Source organism: Arthrobacter sp. BK1, from assembly GCF_056680055.1.
This window is the reverse complement of sequence record NZ_CM155263.1, coordinates 595,764-614,724: the sequence shown is the minus strand read 5'-3', so window position 1 is coordinate 614,724 and position 18,961 is coordinate 595,764. Positions and strand designations below refer to the sequence as shown.

Sequence of the window (18,961 nt, the reverse complement as noted above, 5' to 3'; positions counted from 1 at the left end):
GAGTCGTGCCAGAACTCAACGATCTCGAATCCCAGCAGAACGATCCCACCTTCGCCAACGTGTGGCAGGAACTGAAGTGGCGTGGCCTTGTCCACGTATCCACGGATGAAGGGGAACTGGAAAAGCTCCTCGCCGGTGAGCCGTTCACCTATTACTGCGGGTTCGATCCCACAGCGCCGAGCCTGCACCTGGGGAACCTGGTCCAGCTCCTCCTGATGCGCCGCCTCCAGCTGGCAGGCCACAAGCCGCTGGGTCTGGTGGGTGGCTCCACGGGGCTGATCGGTGATCCGCGTCCGACGGCGGAACGCACCCTCAATACCAAGGACACCGTCAATGAATGGGTGGGTTACCTGCAGGCGCAGGTCCGCCGGTTCCTGAGCTTCGAGGGCCCCAGCGCGGCGCGCATGGTTAACAACCTCGACTGGACCGCACCGCTGAGCGCCATCGACTTCCTGCGCGAAATCGGTAAGCACTACCGCGTCGGCACCATGCTCCGCAAGGATGCCGTTGCCTCCAGGCTGAGTTCGGATGAGGGCATCAGCTACACCGAGTTCAGCTACCAGATCCTGCAGGGCATGGATTACCTCCAGCTCTTCCGTGACTATGACTGCGTCCTGCAGACCGGCGGCTCGGACCAGTGGGGCAACCTCACCAGCGGCACGGAACTCATCCGCAAGGTGGAGGGCAAGCCTGTCCACGCCCTGGGCACGCCCCTGATCACCAACTCGGACGGCACCAAATTCGGCAAGAGTGAAGGCAACGCCATCTGGCTCGACGCCGGCATGTGCAGCCCGTACGCCTTCTACCAGTTCTGGCTCAACACCGCTGATGCTGACGTGGTGGACAGGCTCAAGGTATTCACCTTCCTGAGCCGGGCCGAGATCGAAGCTTTGGGCACGTCCGTGGCCGAACGTCCGTTTGCCCGCGAGGGCCAGCGGAAGCTGGCGTACCAAGTGACGTCCCTGGTGCACGGGGTGGAGGCAACAGAGAAGGTCATCGCCGCCTCCGCTGCGCTCTTCGGCAATGGAGACCTCGCCGCACTGGACAAGCCGACGCTTGAAGCAGCCACGTCCGAACTTCCGTCGGCACGTGTCCTGGTGGACGGCCTGGGCATTGTGGACCTGTTGGTGGCATCCGGCCTCTCCGAAAGTAAGTCCGCGGCCCGGCGGACGGTCGGTGAAGGCGGGGCCTACGTCAACAACGAGAAGGTCTCAGATCCTGAGGCGGTCATCTCTGAGTCCGAGCTGCTGCATGGCCAGTACCTTCTTCTGCGCCGCGGCAAGAAGAACCTCGCCACGGTGGAAGTACTGGTTCCGTAGCCCTTTCCGAGTCCGAATGCACGCTCCTCCGAAGCCGATTTGCACGGCCGCGGGGGAGCGTGTATTGTTTTCTGAGTCGCCGCCGCTGAGTGGCGACAAACCCCCTTCACAAGAGAAGCAATTCTTCATGTGCACAGCACGTAAATGATGAAAAGCTTCACTTTTGGCTGGGCGGATTCATTCCACCAGGTGAATATCGGGAAAATAACCCGGATTTGCAAAGTGAATAAGGATGAAATAAGCTAGAAACATCGCAGCGAAGAAATACGAAATAAGAATTCATTGAAATGAATTGTTTCGGAAATATTCGAATGTGTCTGTTGTTTGAGAACTCAATAGTGTGCCAAGTTTGTTGATACCAATTGTTTTATTGATTGGTTGTTTTGGCCAGGCCTGTCCACCCCGTGGATTGTGGTCTGGTTTTTACAGCTGGTTTCAAATTTTGCAGCCGTTTTGTCCCGTTTTCCCGGGGCTGGTGGTTGTGTTCGTTTTTGTTTTACTTCAACGGAGAGTTTGATCCTGGCTCAGGATGAACGCTGGCGGCGTGCTTAACACATGCAAGTCGAACGATGAAGCCAGCTTGCTGGTGGATTAGTGGCGAACGGGTGAGTAACACGTGAGTAACCTGCCCTTAACTCTGGGATAAGCCTGGGAAACTGGGTCTAATACCGGATATGACTCCTCATCGCATGGTGGGGGGTGGAAAGCTTTTTGTGGTTTTGGATGGACTCGCGGCCTATCAGCTTGTTGGTGAGGTAATGGCTCACCAAGGCGACGACGGGTAGCCGGCCTGAGAGGGTGACCGGCCACACTGGGACTGAGACACGGCCCAGACTCCTACGGGAGGCAGCAGTGGGGAATATTGCACAATGGGCGCAAGCCTGATGCAGCGACGCCGCGTGAGGGATGACGGCCTTCGGGTTGTAAACCTCTTTCAGTAGGGAAGAAGCGAAAGTGACGGTACCTGCAGAAGAAGCGCCGGCTAACTACGTGCCAGCAGCCGCGGTAATACGTAGGGCGCAAGCGTTATCCGGAATTATTGGGCGTAAAGAGCTCGTAGGCGGTTTGTCGCGTCTGCCGTGAAAGTCCGGGGCTCAACTCCGGATCTGCGGTGGGTACGGGCAGACTAGAGTGATGTAGGGGAGACTGGAATTCCTGGTGTAGCGGTGAAATGCGCAGATATCAGGAGGAACACCGATGGCGAAGGCAGGTCTCTGGGCATTAACTGACGCTGAGGAGCGAAAGCATGGGGAGCGAACAGGATTAGATACCCTGGTAGTCCATGCCGTAAACGTTGGGCACTAGGTGTGGGGGACATTCCACGTTTTCCGCGCCGTAGCTAACGCATTAAGTGCCCCGCCTGGGGAGTACGGCCGCAAGGCTAAAACTCAAAGGAATTGACGGGGGCCCGCACAAGCGGCGGAGCATGCGGATTAATTCGATGCAACGCGAAGAACCTTACCAAGGCTTGACATGGACTGGAAATACCTGGAAACAGGTGCCCCGCTTGCGGTCGGTTCACAGGTGGTGCATGGTTGTCGTCAGCTCGTGTCGTGAGATGTTGGGTTAAGTCCCGCAACGAGCGCAACCCTCGTTCTATGTTGCCAGCGCGTTATGGCGGGGACTCATAGGAGACTGCCGGGGTCAACTCGGAGGAAGGTGGGGACGACGTCAAATCATCATGCCCCTTATGTCTTGGGCTTCACGCATGCTACAATGGCCGGTACAAAGGGTTGCGATACTGTGAGGTGGAGCTAATCCCAAAAAGCCGGTCTCAGTTCGGATTGGGGTCTGCAACTCGACCCCATGAAGTCGGAGTCGCTAGTAATCGCAGATCAGCAACGCTGCGGTGAATACGTTCCCGGGCCTTGTACACACCGCCCGTCAAGTCACGAAAGTTGGTAACACCCGAAGCCGGTGGCCTAACCCCTTGTGGGAGGGAGCTGTCGAAGGTGGGACTGGCGATTGGGACTAAGTCGTAACAAGGTAGCCGTACCGGAAGGTGCGGCTGGATCACCTCCTTTCTAAGGAGCACCTACAACCATCCTGCCGGATGTATGTCCGTGTGGTGGGGTTGTCAGGAGTATATGCCCGTTGCGCAGACGATTGTTCTGCGGCGGGTGCTCAAGGGTGGAATATCAACAAGTAGCGGCCGCGTGTTTTTTGTCCCGTCCAGTACGGATGTCCTGTTGTGGTTTACCACGGCCGGTGTCCTGGAACGGTGGGGTGGGGAATGGGTGGTTTAGTGTTTGGCACACTGTTGGGTCCTGAGGCAACAGGGCCGGGTTCTTCCCTGATGGGGAGGGGTTCGGGTTTGTTTGTTTCTGGTTTCCTGGCTGCACCGATCATGCATGTTGGTCCCTTTGGGGGTTGTGTGTGGGGTGTGTGGTATGGGGTTGTTGTTTGAGAACTACATAGTGGACGCGAGCATCTTTTATAAGAAGCAATTTCCAAGAATATGAACCTGGATCTGTCCGGGCGTCTGTTGCTGTGGCCTTTGGGTTGTGGTGGTGGTGTCCGGGTGGTTTTCGTGGTTCTCTCGAAAATTAGTTTTTTTGATCTTTTGTGGTCAAGTTTTTAAGAGCACACGGTGGATGCCTTGGCATTAGGAGCCGAAGAAGGACGTAGGAATCTGCGATAAGCCTGGGGGAGTCGATAACCGGACTGTGATCCCAGGGTGTCCGAATGGGGAAACCCCGCCAGACGCGCGAGTGATCTGGTGACCCGCATCTGAACACATAGGGTGCGTGGAGGGAACGCGGGGAAGTGAAACATCTCAGTACCCGCAGGAAGAGAAAACAATAGTGATTCCGTTAGTAGTGGCGAGCGAACGCGGATCAGGCTAAACCGTTCCATGTGTGATAGCCGGCGGGCGTTGCATGGTCGGGGTTGTGGGACTTTCCGTACTGTCTCTGCCGGGACAGTGAGGTGTGATGTGCAGGCATAGGTGAACGGTCTTGAAAGGCCGGCCAGAGAGGGTGTGAGCCCCGTAACCGAAATGTTTTGTGCCGCCTGGAGAGTATCCCAAGTAGCACGGGGCCCGAGAAATCCCGTGCGAATCTGTCAGGACCACCTGATAAGCCTAAATACTCCCTAATGACCGATAGCGGACCAGTACCGTGAGGGAAAGGTGAAAAGTACCCCGGGAGGGGAGTGAAACAGTACCTGAAACCGTGTGCTTACAATCCGTCGGAGCAGCCTTTGTAGTTGTGACGGCGTGCCTTTTGAAGAATGAGCCTGCGAGTTAGTGTTACGTCGCGAGGTTAACCCGTGTGGGGAAGCCGTAGCGAAAGCGAGTCTGAATAGGGCGTTGCAGTGGCGTGATCTAGACCCGAAGCGAAGTGATCTACCCATGGCCAGGTTGAAGCGACGGTAAGACGTCGTGGAGGACCGAACCCACTTCAGTTGAAAATGGAGGGGATGAGCTGTGGGTAGGGGTGAAAGGCCAATCAAACTTCGTGATAGCTGGTTCTCCCCGAAATGCATTTAGGTGCAGCGTTGCGTGTTTCTTACCGGAGGTAGAGCTACTGGATGGCTAATGGGCCCTACAAGGTTACTGACGTCAGCCAAACTCCGAATGCCGGTAAGTGAGAGCGCAGCAGTGAGACTGTGGGGGATAAGCTTCATAGTCGAGAGGGAAACAGCCCAGACCACCAACTAAGGCCCCTAAGCGTGTGCTAAGTGGGAAAGGATGTGGAGTTGCGAAGACAACCAGGAGGTTGGCTTAGAAGCAGCCATCCTTAAAAGAGTGCGTAATAGCTCACTGGTCAAGTGATTCCGCGCCGACAATGTAGCGGGGCTCAAGTACACCGCCGAAGTTGTGGATTTCAGATAGTAGCCAAGCCGCCCACTTGTTGGGTTGGTTCAGGCGTCTGGAGTGGTAGGGGAGCGTCGTGTGGGCAGTGAAGTCGCGGTGTAAACCAGCGGTGGAGCCTACACGAGTGAGAATGCAGGCATGAGTAGCGAAAGACGGGTGAGAAACCCGTCCGCCGAATGATCAAGGGTTCCAGGGTCAAGCTAATCTGCCCTGGGTAAGTCGGGACCTAAGGCGAGGCCGACAGGCGTAGTCGATGGACAACGGGTTGATATTCCCGTACCGGCGAAAAACCGCCCATGCTGAACAGGGGATACTAACCGCCCGAGACCTGCCCGATCACCCTTGTGGTGTGAGGGTTTTGGTGGAGCGCGGGACCTGATCCTGGGAGGCAAGCGTATTAACAGGTGTGACGCAGGAAGGTAGCCAAGCCGGGCGATGGTTGTCCCGGTCTAAGGATGTAGGGCGAACGGTAGGCAAATCCGCCGTTCATGATGCCTGAGATCTGATGGGACCCCCGTTTGGGGGGATTTGGTGATCCTATGCTGCCGAGAAAAGCATCGACGCGAGGTTTTAGCCGCCCGTACCCCAAACCGACACAGGTGATCAGGTAGAGAATACTAAGGCGATCGAGAGAATTATGGTTAAGGAACTCGGCAAAATGCCCCCGTAACTTCGGGAGAAGGGGGGCCCCAACCTTGATGGACACTTGCTGTCCGGAGGGGATCGGGGCCGCAGAGACCAGGGGGAAGCGACTGTTTACTAAAAACACAGGTCCGTGCGAAGTCGCAAGACGATGTATACGGACTGACTCCTGCCCGGTGCTGGAAGGTTAAGAGGACCGGTTAGCCTCACGGCGAAGCTGAGAATTCAAGCCCCAGTAAACGGCGGTGGTAACTATAACCATCCTAAGGTAGCGAAATTCCTTGTCGGGTAAGTTCCGACCTGCACGAATGGAGTAACGACTTCCCCGCTGTCTCAACCATAAACTCGGCGAAATTGCAGTACGAGTAAAGATGCTCGTTACGCGCAGCAGGACGGAAAGACCCCGAGACCTTTACTATAGTTTGGTATTGGTGTTCGGAGTGGCTTGTGTAGGATAGGTGGGAGACGTTGAAGCCCGGACGCCAGTTCGGGTGGAGTCATCGTTGAAATACCACTCTGGTCACTTTGGACATCTAACTTCGGCCCGTAATCCGGGTCAGGGACAGTGCCTGATGGGTAGTTTAACTGGGGCGGTTGCCTCCTAAAAAGTAACGGAGGCGCCCAAAGGTTCCCTCAGCCTGGTTGGCAATCAGGTGTCGAGTGTAAGTGCACAAGGGAGCTTGACTGTGAGAGAGACATCTCGAGCAGGGACGAAAGTCGGGACTAGTGATCCGGCGGTACATTGTGGAATGGCCGTCGCTCAACGGATAAAAGGTACCTCGGGGATAACAGGCTGATCTTGCCCAAGAGTCCATATCGACGGCATGGTTTGGCACCTCGATGTCGGCTCGTCGCATCCTGGGGCTGGAGTAGGTCCCAAGGGTTGGGCTGTTCGCCCATTAAAGCGGTACGCGAGCTGGGTTTAGAACGTCGTGAGACAGTTCGGTCCCTATCCGCTGCGCGCGCAGGAAATTTGAGAAGGGCTGTCCTTAGTACGAGAGGACCGGGACGGACGAACCTCTGGTGTGTCAGTTGTACTGCCAAGTGCACCGCTGATTAGCTACGTTCGGATGGGATAACCGCTGAAAGCATCTAAGCGGGAAGCTCGCTTCGAGATGAGATTTCCATACACCTTGTGTGTGAGAGGCCCCCAGCCAGACCACTGGGTTGATAGGCCGGATGTGGAAGCGAGGACTAACGACTCGTGAAGCTGACCGGTACTAATAGGCCGATAACTTACACCACACACCACCCCGCAAACGGATTCAAAAGCGTTTGCACCACGGGGTCGGTAAAAAGATAAACAAGACTGCTTGCGTCCACTATGTGGTTCCCAACCAACAAACCCGTCACACGGTAAGTTGCACAGGAACCAACAACTGAATAACAACACCACAGCTCCAACCAAAAACTGGAGCACAGTTGTAACCACAAATTTTCCCACCCCAAGCCAGGCCCAAACAAACAGGGCCCGGACGGGTGCGGAGCAAGGGTTACGGCGGTCATAGCGTGGGGGAAACGCCCGGTCCCATTCCGAACCCGGAAGCTAAGACCCACAGCGCCGATGGTACTGCACCCGGGAGGGTGTGGGAGAGTAGGTCACCGCCGGAACATCATTCAAGGCCAGGCCCCGACACACACGTGTCGGGGCCTGACCCATTTAAACAACACCCACCACACCACACACCCACACCACCCACGCCAGCCCCAAGCAACCGGGGAACCCTCTGGCAGTACCTCCACCGATTCTCCCAACGCCCAGGCAGCACCCGCACGAACCCAGGGAACCCTCTGGCACTCCCTGCGCCGATTCTCCCAACGCTCTGGCAGCACCCGCAGAAAGTCCACGACCCCACGCCAGCCACACACCGCCGTCGGACCTTACCAGGAACTTTCCCCGAAGGCCGCTGATGACCAGACAGAGCGCTCCTTCAGACGGTGCAGGAAGTGAGAGAGCGTCCGCCCAAACGGTGCAGCAACTGCCAGAGCGTCCGCCCAAACGGTGCAGCAACTGCCAGAGCGTCCACCCGGGAGTGTGAAGATTCCCACGACGGCGGCCTGGAGGCAGATTCATGTAATGAGTCGCTGGGGACTCGCCTAGAATTGACTACAGATGTACGGACTTCGAAGCGCTTGATTTCGGGTTGCGTAGGAAAACGAAACACGGAACGAGCGGCTGCGATTGCGCCAGTGGTCGGCTCACAACAGGAGGAATCCCCATGGCTGAGCACAACGGCGGCAACCGAGGCGGCAATGACCGCGGTCCTTTCCGCGGAGCCAATAATTCCGGCGGAGAACCGCGCGGATTCCGATCCCGCGATGGCCGGGACTCTGAAGCCCCGAAGCGGGCCCCGGGCTCCGGCGCCCGTAAACCCTTCAGTGGTGGCGGTGAGCGGAAGCCTTACGGTGACCGGGACAACAAGTCATTCGGTGATCGTCCGCGTCGCGAGGGCGACGGTGAGCGTCGCAGCTTCGGCGGGGGTGAACGTAAGCCGTTCAGCGGTGGCGGAGAGCGTAAACCCTTCAGCGGTGGCGGCGAGCGGAAGCCTTATGGTGACCGGGACAACAAGTCATTCGGTGATCGTCCGCGTCGCGAGGGCGACGGCGAGCGGAAGCCTTATGGTGACCGGGACAACAAGTCATTCGGTGATCGTCCGCGTCGCGAGGGCGACGGCGAGCGGAAGCCCTTCGGCGGGGGTGAACGTAAGCCCTTCGGTGGCGGAGAGCGTAAACCCTTCAGCGGTGGCGGCGAGCGTAAGCCTTACGGTGACCGCGACAGCAAGCCCTTTGGCGACCGTCCGCGTCGCGAAGGCGACGGCGAACGTCGCAGCTTCGGCGGGGGAGAGCGTAAGCCGTACGGTGACCGCGACAACAAATCCTTCGGTGACCGTCCGCGTCGCGAAGGCGACGGCGAACGTCGCAGCTTCGGCGGGGGAGAGCGTAAGCCCTTCGGTGACCGCGATCGCAAGCCCTTCAGTGGTGGCGGCGAGCGTAAGCCTTACGGTGACCGCGACAACAAATCCTTCGGTGACCGTCCGCGTCGCGAAGGCGACGGCGAGCGTCGTGGTTTCTCCGGCGGCGAGAACCGCAAGCCTTTCGGCGACCGCCAGGACCGCGCCCCGCGAAGCTACGACCGCGGAGATGCAGGCCCCCGCCAATTTGGCCGCGACCGCCCCGAAGACCGTCCCGCACGTGTCCCGAACGCCCGCGACCTGCGCAGCGCCAACCGTCCTGACCGCGAACGTTCCCCGCAGATCGACGAGGACATTACCGGCAAGGAGCTTGACCGCGCCACGCAGCACCAGATCAAGACACTGGAAGACAACAGCGCGGAATGGGTTGCCCGCCACCTCGTGATGGCCGGACGCCTGATTGACGACGAGCCCGAGCTTGCGTTCCAGCATGCCCTCGCCGCAAGCCGCCGCGGTGGCAGGCTGGCAGCTGTCCGTGAGGCCGTTGGCCTCACTGCCTACGCTGCAGGCCACTACGGCGAAGCGCTCCGGGAGTTCCGCACGTACCGCCGCATCAGCGGATCGAACGTCCATCTTCCGGTCATGGCAGACTGCGAACGCGGTCTCGGCCGGCCTGACCGTGCCCTGGACGTCGTGCGTTCCGAGGAAGCCAAGGACCTGGACGCTCCGGGCAAGGCTGAACTCGCTATTGTTGCAGCCGGTGCCAGGACGGACCTCGGTCAGCTTGACGCGGCCGTTGCAGAACTCGAAATTCCCCAGCTGGACATCAACCGGGCCTTCTCCTACAGCCCGCGCCTGTTCCGTGCCTACGCCGACGCGCTGGCTGCAGTAGGCCGCGAGGACGAAGCCAAGAAGTGGCAGAAGCAGGCCGTGGTGGCTGAAAACGCCCTGGGCCTCGGTGTGGATGAGGAACCGGACATCGTTGACCTCGGCTGGGACGAAGAAGAGGAAGCCCGCGAAGAAGCCCAGCGGCGGCGCCTGCTCGAACGTGCCGCCAGTGGCAACGAATCCGGGACAGCTGGCTCGGCGCCGGCAGCCGCCGGTGCAGCGGTCACCGCGGCAGCGGTTGAAGAACCCGCAACAGGCGTGGATGCGGAAATCGATGACGTTGACTCCGGCTACTTCGAATCCGACGATGCCGAGTCCGATGAGGATTCCGTGGAGACGGACGAACTGGAGTCCGGCACTTCGGAGCACGGCGACGCCCAAAACAACGATCAGCACGGCGAAGACGAGCACCACGAAGAGGCGAACGCAGACCGCGATGACACCGGCCACTCCGAAGGACGGGACAGCTAAGCGGCTATGACTGCAGTTCCACTGATTTCCCTGTTCGATGCGCTCCTGGCGGACCTGGACGGCGTGGTCTACGCCGGCCCGCACGCCATCCCGGGCGCTGTGGACTCGCTACAGCAACTGGCCGGATTGGGGATCGGCCTCGGCTACGTCACCAACAACGCATCCCGTTCTCCCGCGCAGGTGGCGGCGCATCTCCGTGACCTCGGGGCGCCGGCTGAAGACGAGCAGGTGGTCAGTTCCTCGCAGGCCGCGGCTGAGCTGCTGGCTTCATTGCTGGCCCCGGGAGCGAAGGTTCTGATCACCGGCAGCCCCGCGCTGGCGCAGGAAATCGAACTGGTGGGACTGACCGCAGTCCGAAGCCAGGCTGAAGAACCGGTCGCTGTAGTCCAGGGCTTCAGTCCTGACATCGGCTGGAAGGATTTGGCCGAGGCGACATACGTGGTGTCCGCGGGTGCGCTCTGGGTGGCCACCAACACGGACATGTCCATTCCCCAGGCCCGGGGGATCGCCCCCGGCAACGGCACACTCGTAGCGGCTGTCGCTGCCGCCACGGGTCAAAGGCCGCAGGTTGCGGGAAAACCGGAGGCACCTCTCTTCCATGCGGCCGCGAAACGGCTCGCCGCGGACCGCCCGCTGGTTGTGGGTGACAGGCTGGACACTGACATCCTGGGCGGCAACAACGCCGGCTTTTCCACGGTGGCCGTCCTCACCGGCGTGGACACACGGGAAACGATCCTGGCGGCAAGGACAGCCGAACGGCCGGATTACCTCATCGCTTCCCTGAGCGACCTCCACTATCCCTACCCCGATATTGACCAGACCGACGGCGTCTACCGCTGCGGCCGCGCCACGGCGCAGGTCACCGGCCAGACCGTGAGCATCCAGGGTGCCGAGGATGACCTGGACTCGTGGCGCGCCGCGTGCGCGGCCTGGTGGACCGCCGTCCCGGAAACCGCCGAAGCCCTGGCGCCAAAACTCGAATGGCGCACTCATTAGACTGGTCCAATGACTGAGCTGAACCACAAGAACCAACCCGAAGCAGCCCAGCCAACGCCTGACTGGCCCGCAGCAACCGCAGACGGCCTCGACGATCCTTCCGTGGCGGCCATCGTGACCGCGCTTGACGCGGTCCAGGCCTTGCCTGTGGCGGAGCACGAAACCGTTTACAGTGAACTGCACGACGCCCTGCTCCAGGCCCTGAATGAAGACGCCCCGCTGGGCGAGGGCAGGTCCTGAGCGTGGCACGGCTCGACCAGGCCCTGGTTGCGCGCGGGCTGGCCAGGTCCCGGACGCACGCGGCCGCGCTGATCGCCGAGGGCAAAGTGAGTTCCGCCGGGCAGGTCCTTTCCAAGGCGTCCCTCCAGGTGGACGAGGACAAGGAACTTGCCGTCCAGCACACCGAGGAAGACAGCTACGTCAGCCGTGCCGGCCACAAACTGGCCGGCGCGCTGGATGCTTTCCCGGACGTCGTCGTTGCGGGAAAGCGATGCCTGGACGCAGGGGCCTCCACCGGCGGCTTCACCGAAGTGCTGTTGCGAAGGGGTGCGGCGCACGTGGTGGCGGTCGACGTCGGGCACGACCAGTTGGTCCCGCAACTGCGCAGCGATCACCGGGTCGCCGTGCATGAGGGCATGAACGTCCGGTACATGACGCCCGAGGACATCGGCGGACTGGCCGAACTGACCGTTGCCGATCTCTCCTTCATCTCATTGACCCTGGTGGTCCTGCCGCTGGCATTGTGTACCAGGCCCGGCGGCGACCTGGTGCTGATGGTGAAGCCACAGTTCGAGATCGGCAAGGACCGTCTGGGGCGGACGGGCGTGGTGAATTCCGAGCGGGAACGCCGGATGGCAGTGGAAAAGGTCGCCAATGCAGCGCTCGACGCCGGCATGGACTTACGCGGTTTGGCGGCCAGCCCGTTGCCGGGCCAGGACGGAAACGTCGAATACTTCCTGTGGATAACGCGCAGGATGACTCAAGACCTGCCTAAGATCGAAGAGCGCCACGCAGCCATTGCGAGGCTGCTTGGAACAATCTGGCCGAACCACTAGAAAGCGGAACCCGATGAGCAGGCGAGTACTTGTCCTTGCCCACACTGGCCGCGAGGAAACATTGAAGGCTGCCTGGGAAGCGTGCGCCCAATTGCATGACTCCGGCATTGTCCCCGTTATGCAGGAATCCGAACTCGCAGACATGGAGAGATTCTTCGGGCACCTGACACAGCCCGTCGAGGTCCTGCATGACCACGTGATGCTGCCGGACGTTGAACTGGTGATGGTTCTCGGCGGGGACGGCACCATCCTGCGTGCCGCGGAACTCGTCCGGGAAGTGGACGTGCCCCTGCTCGGCGTGAACCTCGGCCACGTGGGCTTCCTGGCCGAAAGTGAGCGCGCCGACCTCGCCCAGACTGTGGAATGGATTGCGCGCCGCGACTACACGGTGGAAGAGCGCATGACCATCGACGTCCAGGTCTGGGTCCGCGGCCAGAAAATCTGGCACACCTGGGCACTGAATGAAGCCGCCATCGAAAAGGGCAACCGCGAACGGATGCTGGAGGTGGTAACCGAGGTGGACGAGAGGCCGTTGACCTCCTTCGGGTGCGACGGCGTGGTGCTGGCCACTCCGACGGGCTCCACTGCCTACGCATTCTCAGCCGGCGGCCCGGTGGTCTGGCCTGAGGTGGAAGCCCTGCTGATCGTTCCCATCAGCGCCCACGCGCTGTTCGCCAAACCGCTGGTGGTGTCTCCCCGCTCGCGGCTGGCAGTAGAAGTCCTCAACCGCACTGATGCCCAGGGTGTCCTGTGGTGCGACGGCAGGCGCTCGGTGGACCTGCCGCCCGGAGCGCGAGTGGAAGTCACCAAATCTGCCACGCCGGTCCGGCTGGCCCGGACCCATCAGACGCCGTTCTCGGCCCGGCTGGTCCGCAAGTTCGAGCTCCCCATCCATGGCTGGCGGGGGCCCGTTCCCCAGTCGGAAGCCATCCACACCGGGCCCATTCCGATCGTCCGGACGCCCCGGCCCATGCCGCCGCTCCAGGTGCCCTCCGGGGACCATCCAGACGACGAAACCGATCCCGCGACTGCAAAGTGAACCATGCTTGAAGAACTGAGAATCCGCGATCTGGGCGTCATCACCGACGCCACCCTGCCACTGGGCCCGGGCTTGAGCGTCGTCACGGGCGAAACCGGTGCCGGCAAAACGATGGTGGTCACCGCCGTCGGCCTCCTCCTGGGGGCCAGATCCGACGCCGGGGCCGTCCGAAGCGGGGCAAAGAGCGCCACTGCGGAAGCCGTCCTCAAGCTCGACGCGGGGCACGCCGCGGTTGCCCGGGCACTGGAAGCGGGGGCGGACGTTGAAGAGTTCGACGGCGGCGCTGAACTCATCCTTGCCCGTCGCCTCGGTGCCGACGGGAGAAGCCGTGCATTCCTGGGCGGACGTGCCGCCCCGGTGGGCGTCCTCGCCGAAATCGGCGAAACCCTGGTGGTGGTCCACGGCCAGTCGGACCAGATCCGGCTGAAGGGCGCCGCGGCCCAGCGTGGCGCCCTGGACAGGTTTGCCGGCGAGGCGCTGGCCGGTCCGCTGGGAACCTATCAGGAGCTGTACAGCCACTGGAAGACCAGCCAGGCCGAACTGGAATCACTTCGCAGCGCGGCGCGCGACAGGCTCCGCGAAGCTGAGTCGCTGGAAGCGGCCCTGGCCGAAATCGATGCTGTGGATCCGCAGCCGGGGGAGGACGAGTCCCTCAAAGCCGAGGCAGTGAAGCTTGCCAACGTCGAAGAACTGAGGATCGCCGCCAACACCGCACATCAGGCGCTGATCGCCGAGGACTACGGCGACGCAGGGGACGCCACCACGTTGGTGGATGCCGCCAAACGGACCCTTGAACATGTGGCGGAGCACGATGCCGAGCTGGGGCAGGCCGCTGCGCGGCTGGCCGAAGTAGGCTTCCTGCTCAACGACATCGCCACTGAGCTGGCCAGCTACCAGGCGGGCCTGGACTCGGAGGGGCCGGAACGGCTCGCCGAGATTGAGGGCCGGCGTGCTGACCTGGCCAAGCTGGTCCGCAAGTACGCGCCCAGCATCGACGAGGTACTGGTCTGGGCAGAAAATGCCCGGGTCCGTTTCGATGAACTGCAGGACGATTCGAGCAGGATCGAGGCGCTGGAGGCGGACGTGGCCCGCACTGAGGCCGAGCTCCAGAAGCAGGCAGCGGCCGTCAGCAAGATCCGGGCCAAAGCTGCCAAGGACCTCTCCGGCCGCGTCAGTGCCGAGCTCAAGGCGCTGGCCATGGCTGATGCCACGCTGGTGATCACCAGGGAGGCCGCAGCCCATCTGATGCCCTACGGGGGTGACGAGATCACGTTCCTACTGCAGCCCCATTCGGGTGCGCCCGCGCGTCCGCTGGGCAAGGGCGCATCCGGCGGCGAACTCTCCCGCGTGATGCTCGCCATTGAGGTGGTTCTTGCGGCCGTGGATCCGGTGCCCACGTTTGTTTTCGACGAAGTGGATGCGGGCGTCGGCGGCAGGGCCGCCGTCGAGATCGGCCGCCGGCTGGCGATGCTGGCACAGCACGTCCAGGTCCTGGTGGTCACCCACCTGCCCCAGGTTGCCGCCTTCGCGGACCAGCACATCACCGTCACCAAGACCTCGGTCAGGGGAGCCGACGGCGGCACGGCCACCGGCTTCACGTCCAGTGATGTTCGCCTCCTCGACGGCCCCGAGCGGGTCATTGAGCTCGCCCGGATGCTGGCAGGCCAGGAGGACTCTGAATCAGCCCGGGCCCATGCCCAGGAGCTGCTGGACGACGCAAAGCTGCTGCCGCAACGGGCCTAGGAACAGGCCCGGGGGCGTCAACCCTTGATCGCAGGGGGTGATGCCCTGCACACTGGAGCATTTGGGGAACAGTTCCTGATCCGGGAAAGGCTCAATTGATGATAGGCTCAAATTCCGTGGTGCAGCGATCAAATTCCCGTGTAAATTCCCGGTTCCCGGGCTCATCCAAGACGACCAAACACATCTTCGTAACCGGTGGTGTGGCGTCCTCGCTCGGTAAGGGACTGACGGCTTCAAGCCTCGGTCACCTGCTGCGGGCTCGCGGCCTGTCTGTAACAATGCAGAAGCTCGATCCGTATCTGAATGTGGATCCGGGCACGATGAACCCGTTCCAGCACGGCGAGGTCTTCGTCACTGACGACGGCGCCGAGACCGACCTGGACATCGGGCACTACGAGCGCTTCCTCGACGAAAACCTCGAAGGCTCGGCCAACGTCACCACCGGTCAGGTCTACTCCACCGTGATCGCCAAGGAACGCCGTGGCGAGTACCTGGGCGACACCGTCCAGGTCATCCCGCACATCACCGATGAGATCAAACGCCGCATGCGGCTGCCCGCCGAGGGCAAGAACGCGCCGGATGTCATCATCACCGAAATCGGCGGGACGGTCGGCGACATCGAGTCCCAGCCCTTCCTCGAATCAGCCCGCCAGGTCCGCCAGGACATCGGCCGTGGCAACGTCTTCTTCGTCCACGTATCCCTGGTCCCGTACATCGGACCTTCGCAGGAACTGAAGACCAAACCAACGCAGCACTCCGTGGCAGCCCTGCGCTCCATCGGCATCCAGCCGGAGGCCATTGTGATCCGCTCGGACCGCGAAGTCCCCGAGCCCATGCGCGCCAAGATCGGACGCATGTGCGACGTCGATATCGAAGCGGTCATCGGCTGCCCGGACGCGCCGAGCATCTACGACATCCCCAAGACCCTGCACACCCAGGGCCTGGATTCCTACATCGTCCGCGCCCTGGACCTGCCGTTCAAGGATGTTGACTGGACCAGCTGGGACAAACTGCTCGAAGCAGTCCACAACCCCAAGCACCACGTGGAAATCGCACTGGTGGGCAAGTACATCGACCTGCCCGATGCCTACCTTTCCGTGACGGAGGCCCTGCGGGCCGGCGGCTTCGCCAACGAAACCAAGGTCAAGATCCGCTGGGTGCCGTCCGACGAATGCGAAACCCACGAGGGCGCCGTTGCGTCTTTGGATGGTGTGGACGCCATCTGCGTGCCCGGCGGCTTCGGCATCCGTGGCCTGGAAGGCAAGCTGGGCGCCCTGAAGTATGCGCGGGAAACACGGCTGCCTGTGCTGGGCCTGTGCCTGGGCCTGCAGTGCATGGTGATCGAATACGCCCGGAATGTGGTGGGCCTTGAGGGCGCATCCTCCAGCGAATTCGAGCCGGACTCCAAGTACCCGGTCATCGCCACCATGGAAGAGCAGCTGGACATCGTCGAGGGTAAGGGCGATCTCGGCGGCACCATGCGCCTGGGTCTGTACGAGGCAAAGCTCGACGCCGGCTCCGTCATCGCCGAGACCTACGGCACCACCGAAGTCAGCGAGCGGCACCGCCACCGTTACGAGGTCAACAACAAATACCGCGAGCAGATCGCGGCCCAGGGACTTGTCTTCTCGGGAACGTCTCCGGACGGCAAGCTGGTCGAATACGTCGAGCTGCCGCGCGAAGTCCACCCGTACTACGTAGCCACCCAGGCACACCCGGAACTCAGCTCGCGTCCCACCCGGCCGCACCCGCTGTTCGCCGGGTTGGTCAAGGCTGCATTGGACCACCAGAACGCACAGGACGTGCTGGCCATCAAGCCCGTACGCACGGTTGCCGCCAAGTAAATACCGACGACCCTGAGGACGGCGCGATGCCCGGAATTCCTGAAACCCCCTCTGCTGCCCGGAGGGTTTCGGATGCACCGAGCCCGCGCCGTCTTCTGTCTACGGAAAAGGTCTACGAAGGCCGGATCTGGGACGTTGTCAGCGACAGCTTCAAGCTCAGCGAGACCGGCGATGCCCTGACCCGCGACTACATCGACCATCCGGGCGCTGTGGCGGTCCTGCCGATGAACAGTGCCGGTGAGGTCCTGCTCATCAAGCAGTACCGCCACCCCGTGGGCATGGATCTGTGGGAAATCCCGGCAGGCCTCCTGGATGTGGAGGGTGAGGACTTTGTGGTGGGCGCTGCCCGCGAACTTGCCGAAGAGGCGGACCTTGCAGCCGGGCAGTGGAACGTCCTGGCCGACTTCTTCAACTCTCCCGGCTCCTCCAGCGAGGCCATCCGGATCTACCTGGCCCGTGACCTCACGGACGTTCCCCACCACGAGCGGCACGAACGTACCGACGAGGAAGCCGAGATCGAATTCCACTGGATCAGCCTTGACGACGCCGTCGCGTCAGTCCTGGCGGGCCGGCTGCACAACCCTTCCGCCGTCGTCGGAATCCTGGCGGCCGCCGCAGCGCGTGCTGACGGCTTTGCCGGGCTGCGTCCCGCGGACGCACCCTGGCCTGCGCACCCCAGCCAGCGTTAATGTCCGCGGAACCCATGGCCGAGGCTTCCCCGGCAGAGAAGGCCACTCCACCTGCCGCGCCGCCCACAGCCATCGACCGCGCCATCACGGAGTACCTCCAGCACATGGGCGTTGAGCGGGGGCTTGCACTGAACACGCTCTCGGCCTACCGCCGCGACCTGACACGGTACGCCCGCTACCTTGCAGCCGAGGGCTGCCAGGCCCCGGACCAGATCACACGCCATCACGTCACCGGCTACGTCATGGCCCTCACGGACGGATCCGACGGCGGCACGGCCCTGGGCATCAGATCGGCCGCCAGGACGGTGGTGGCAGTCCGGGGACTGCACAAGTTCTGGGCCTTCGAAGGGCTCACCCCTACCGATCCCGCCAGCGACGTCCATCCGCCCCTGCCAGGCAAAAGGCTGCCCAAGGCCATCAGCGTGGATGAAGTCACCAGGATCCTGGAGGCGGCCGGAGCCGACACCGCCACCGGACTCCGGGACCGCGCCCTGCTGGAGTTCCTCTACTCCACCGGCGCCCGGATCAGCGAAGCCGTGGGCCTGGACGTGGACGACATCTCGCTTCAGGAGCCGGAATCCGGCCCGGCCATTGTCCGGCTCTTCGGCAAGGGCTCGAAGGAACGGCTCGTCCCTCTCGGATCATATGGGGCGAGGGCACTGGACGCCTACCTGGTGCGCGGCCGCCCGTTGCTGGCCGCGAAAGGCAAAGGAACACCCGCGCTTTTCCTGAATGCGCGCGGCGGAAGAATCAGCCGCCAAAGTGCCTGGACCATCCTGAAGGCGGCGGCGGACAAAGCCAACATCACCAAGGACGTCTCCCCGCACACCCTCCGGCATTCCTTCGCGACACACCTGCTCGAAGGGGGCGCAGACGTCCGGGTGGTGCAGGAACTGCTGGGCCACGCCTCCGTCACTACCACCCAGGTCTATACGCTTGTCACGGCCGAGACTCTTCGTGAAATCTACGCCGCCGCCCACCCCCGGGCACTGGGCTAGCCATGGCAGGGGTGCCGGTCACGCTGTGCTTCCTCACCCGTGAGGTCGACGGTGTGCCACAGGTCCTGCTGGGGCTGAAAAAGACCGGTTTCGGCCGCGGCAAAGTGGTGGGCCTGGGCGGTCACGTGGAACCGGGGGAATCCGATGCCGAGGCCGCGTGCCGGGAAGTCCACGAGGAATCCGGCGTGGTGGTCCTGCAGGAAGACCTCCGCGACGCCGGCGTGGTCACCTTTGACTTCCCGGCCCGCCCCGAATGGAATATGAGCACACGGCTGTTCGTCGCGGCCCGCTGGGCCGGCGAACCCGCCGAAAGTGCGGAGATCCTGCCGGAATGGTTCGACGTCGGAGCCTTGCCGGTGGAGCGCATGTGGCAGGACGCGGCGCACTGGCTGCCCTTGGCGTTGAGCGGAACGGTGCTGCGCCTGACGGTGGTCCTCAATGGCGACAACGAAACCGTGCGGGAAGTCCTGGACTACTCAAACCTCTGAGGCAACGGACTCCAAGGTACCCCACCATTGGCAACGCGGAGTCACTTTTAGCCCGAAAAA

The 18,961-nt window shown here is 62.1% G+C and carries 11 protein-coding genes and 3 rRNA genes; all 14 read left to right on the top strand.

Annotated elements, in window-relative coordinates:
- Nucleotides 1-5: 5 nt before the first annotated feature.
- Complete coding sequence (gene tyrS / locus AC1MCA_RS02725; RefSeq protein WP_479801037.1) at nucleotides 6-1,319, top strand: tyrosine--tRNA ligase; 1,314 nt, start codon at nucleotides 6-8, stop codon at nucleotides 1,317-1,319.
- Between the two features lie 501 nt (nucleotides 1,320-1,820).
- Nucleotides 1,821-3,343, top strand: a 16S ribosomal RNA gene (locus tag AC1MCA_RS02720).
- Between the two features lie 543 nt (nucleotides 3,344-3,886).
- Nucleotides 3,887-7,023, top strand: a 23S ribosomal RNA gene (locus AC1MCA_RS02715).
- Between the two features lie 249 nt (nucleotides 7,024-7,272).
- Nucleotides 7,273-7,389, top strand: a 5S ribosomal RNA gene (gene rrf, locus AC1MCA_RS02710).
- The 16S, 23S and 5S rRNA genes sit together here, the layout of an rRNA operon.
- Nucleotides 7,390-7,997: 608 nt before the next feature.
- Nucleotides 7,998-10,049: a tetratricopeptide repeat protein gene (locus AC1MCA_RS02705; protein WP_479801035.1), complete on the top strand. Its 2,052-nt coding sequence runs from the start codon at nucleotides 7,998-8,000 to the stop codon at nucleotides 10,047-10,049.
- A 6-nt stretch (nucleotides 10,050-10,055) separates the two neighbouring features.
- The gene (locus AC1MCA_RS02700) at nucleotides 10,056-11,045 is read left to right on the top strand and encodes an HAD-IIA family hydrolase (protein WP_479801033.1); all 990 of its coding nucleotides are present in this window, start codon (nucleotides 10,056-10,058) and stop codon (nucleotides 11,043-11,045) included.
- Nucleotides 11,046-11,054: 9 nt separating this feature from the next.
- The gene (locus AC1MCA_RS02695; protein ID WP_479801031.1) at nucleotides 11,055-11,285 is read left to right on the top strand and encodes a hypothetical protein; all 231 of its coding nucleotides are present in this window, start codon (nucleotides 11,055-11,057) and stop codon (nucleotides 11,283-11,285) included.
- Between the two features lie 2 nt (nucleotides 11,286-11,287).
- Nucleotides 11,288-12,100 carry a TlyA family RNA methyltransferase gene (locus AC1MCA_RS02690; protein ID WP_108597449.1) on the top strand — a complete coding sequence of 271 codons (813 nt, stop codon included), beginning with the start codon at nucleotides 11,288-11,290 and terminating at the stop codon, nucleotides 12,098-12,100.
- 13 nt (nucleotides 12,101-12,113) lie between these two features.
- On the top strand, nucleotides 12,114-13,139 hold the full coding sequence (locus AC1MCA_RS02685) for an NAD kinase (RefSeq protein ID WP_108597448.1): 1,026 nt from the start codon (nucleotides 12,114-12,116) through the stop codon (nucleotides 13,137-13,139).
- Between the two features lie 3 nt (nucleotides 13,140-13,142).
- Entirely contained in the window at nucleotides 13,143-14,882 is a 1,740-nt protein-coding gene (gene recN / locus AC1MCA_RS02680; RefSeq protein WP_479801028.1) for a DNA repair protein RecN, read from the top strand.
- Nucleotides 14,883-14,980: 98 nt separating this feature from the next.
- Nucleotides 14,981-16,726, top strand: a complete 1,746-nt coding sequence (locus AC1MCA_RS02675; RefSeq protein ID WP_479801026.1) for a CTP synthase — start codon at nucleotides 14,981-14,983, stop codon at nucleotides 16,724-16,726.
- Between the two features lie 26 nt (nucleotides 16,727-16,752).
- Nucleotides 16,753-17,415, top strand: a complete 663-nt coding sequence (locus AC1MCA_RS02670) for an NUDIX domain-containing protein (protein ID WP_479801024.1) — start codon at nucleotides 16,753-16,755, stop codon at nucleotides 17,413-17,415.
- Complete coding sequence (gene xerD, locus AC1MCA_RS02665) at nucleotides 17,415-18,413, top strand: site-specific tyrosine recombinase XerD (protein ID WP_479801022.1); 999 nt, start codon at nucleotides 17,415-17,417, stop codon at nucleotides 18,411-18,413. Before AC1MCA_RS02670 ends, xerD begins: the two co-directional genes overlap by 1 nt.
- Before the next feature lie 2 nt (nucleotides 18,414-18,415).
- A complete protein-coding gene (locus AC1MCA_RS02660) occupies nucleotides 18,416-18,901 on the top strand; it encodes an 8-oxo-dGTP diphosphatase (protein ID WP_108597444.1) in 486 nt (161 codons plus the stop codon).
- Nucleotides 18,902-18,961 lie beyond the last annotated feature (60 nt).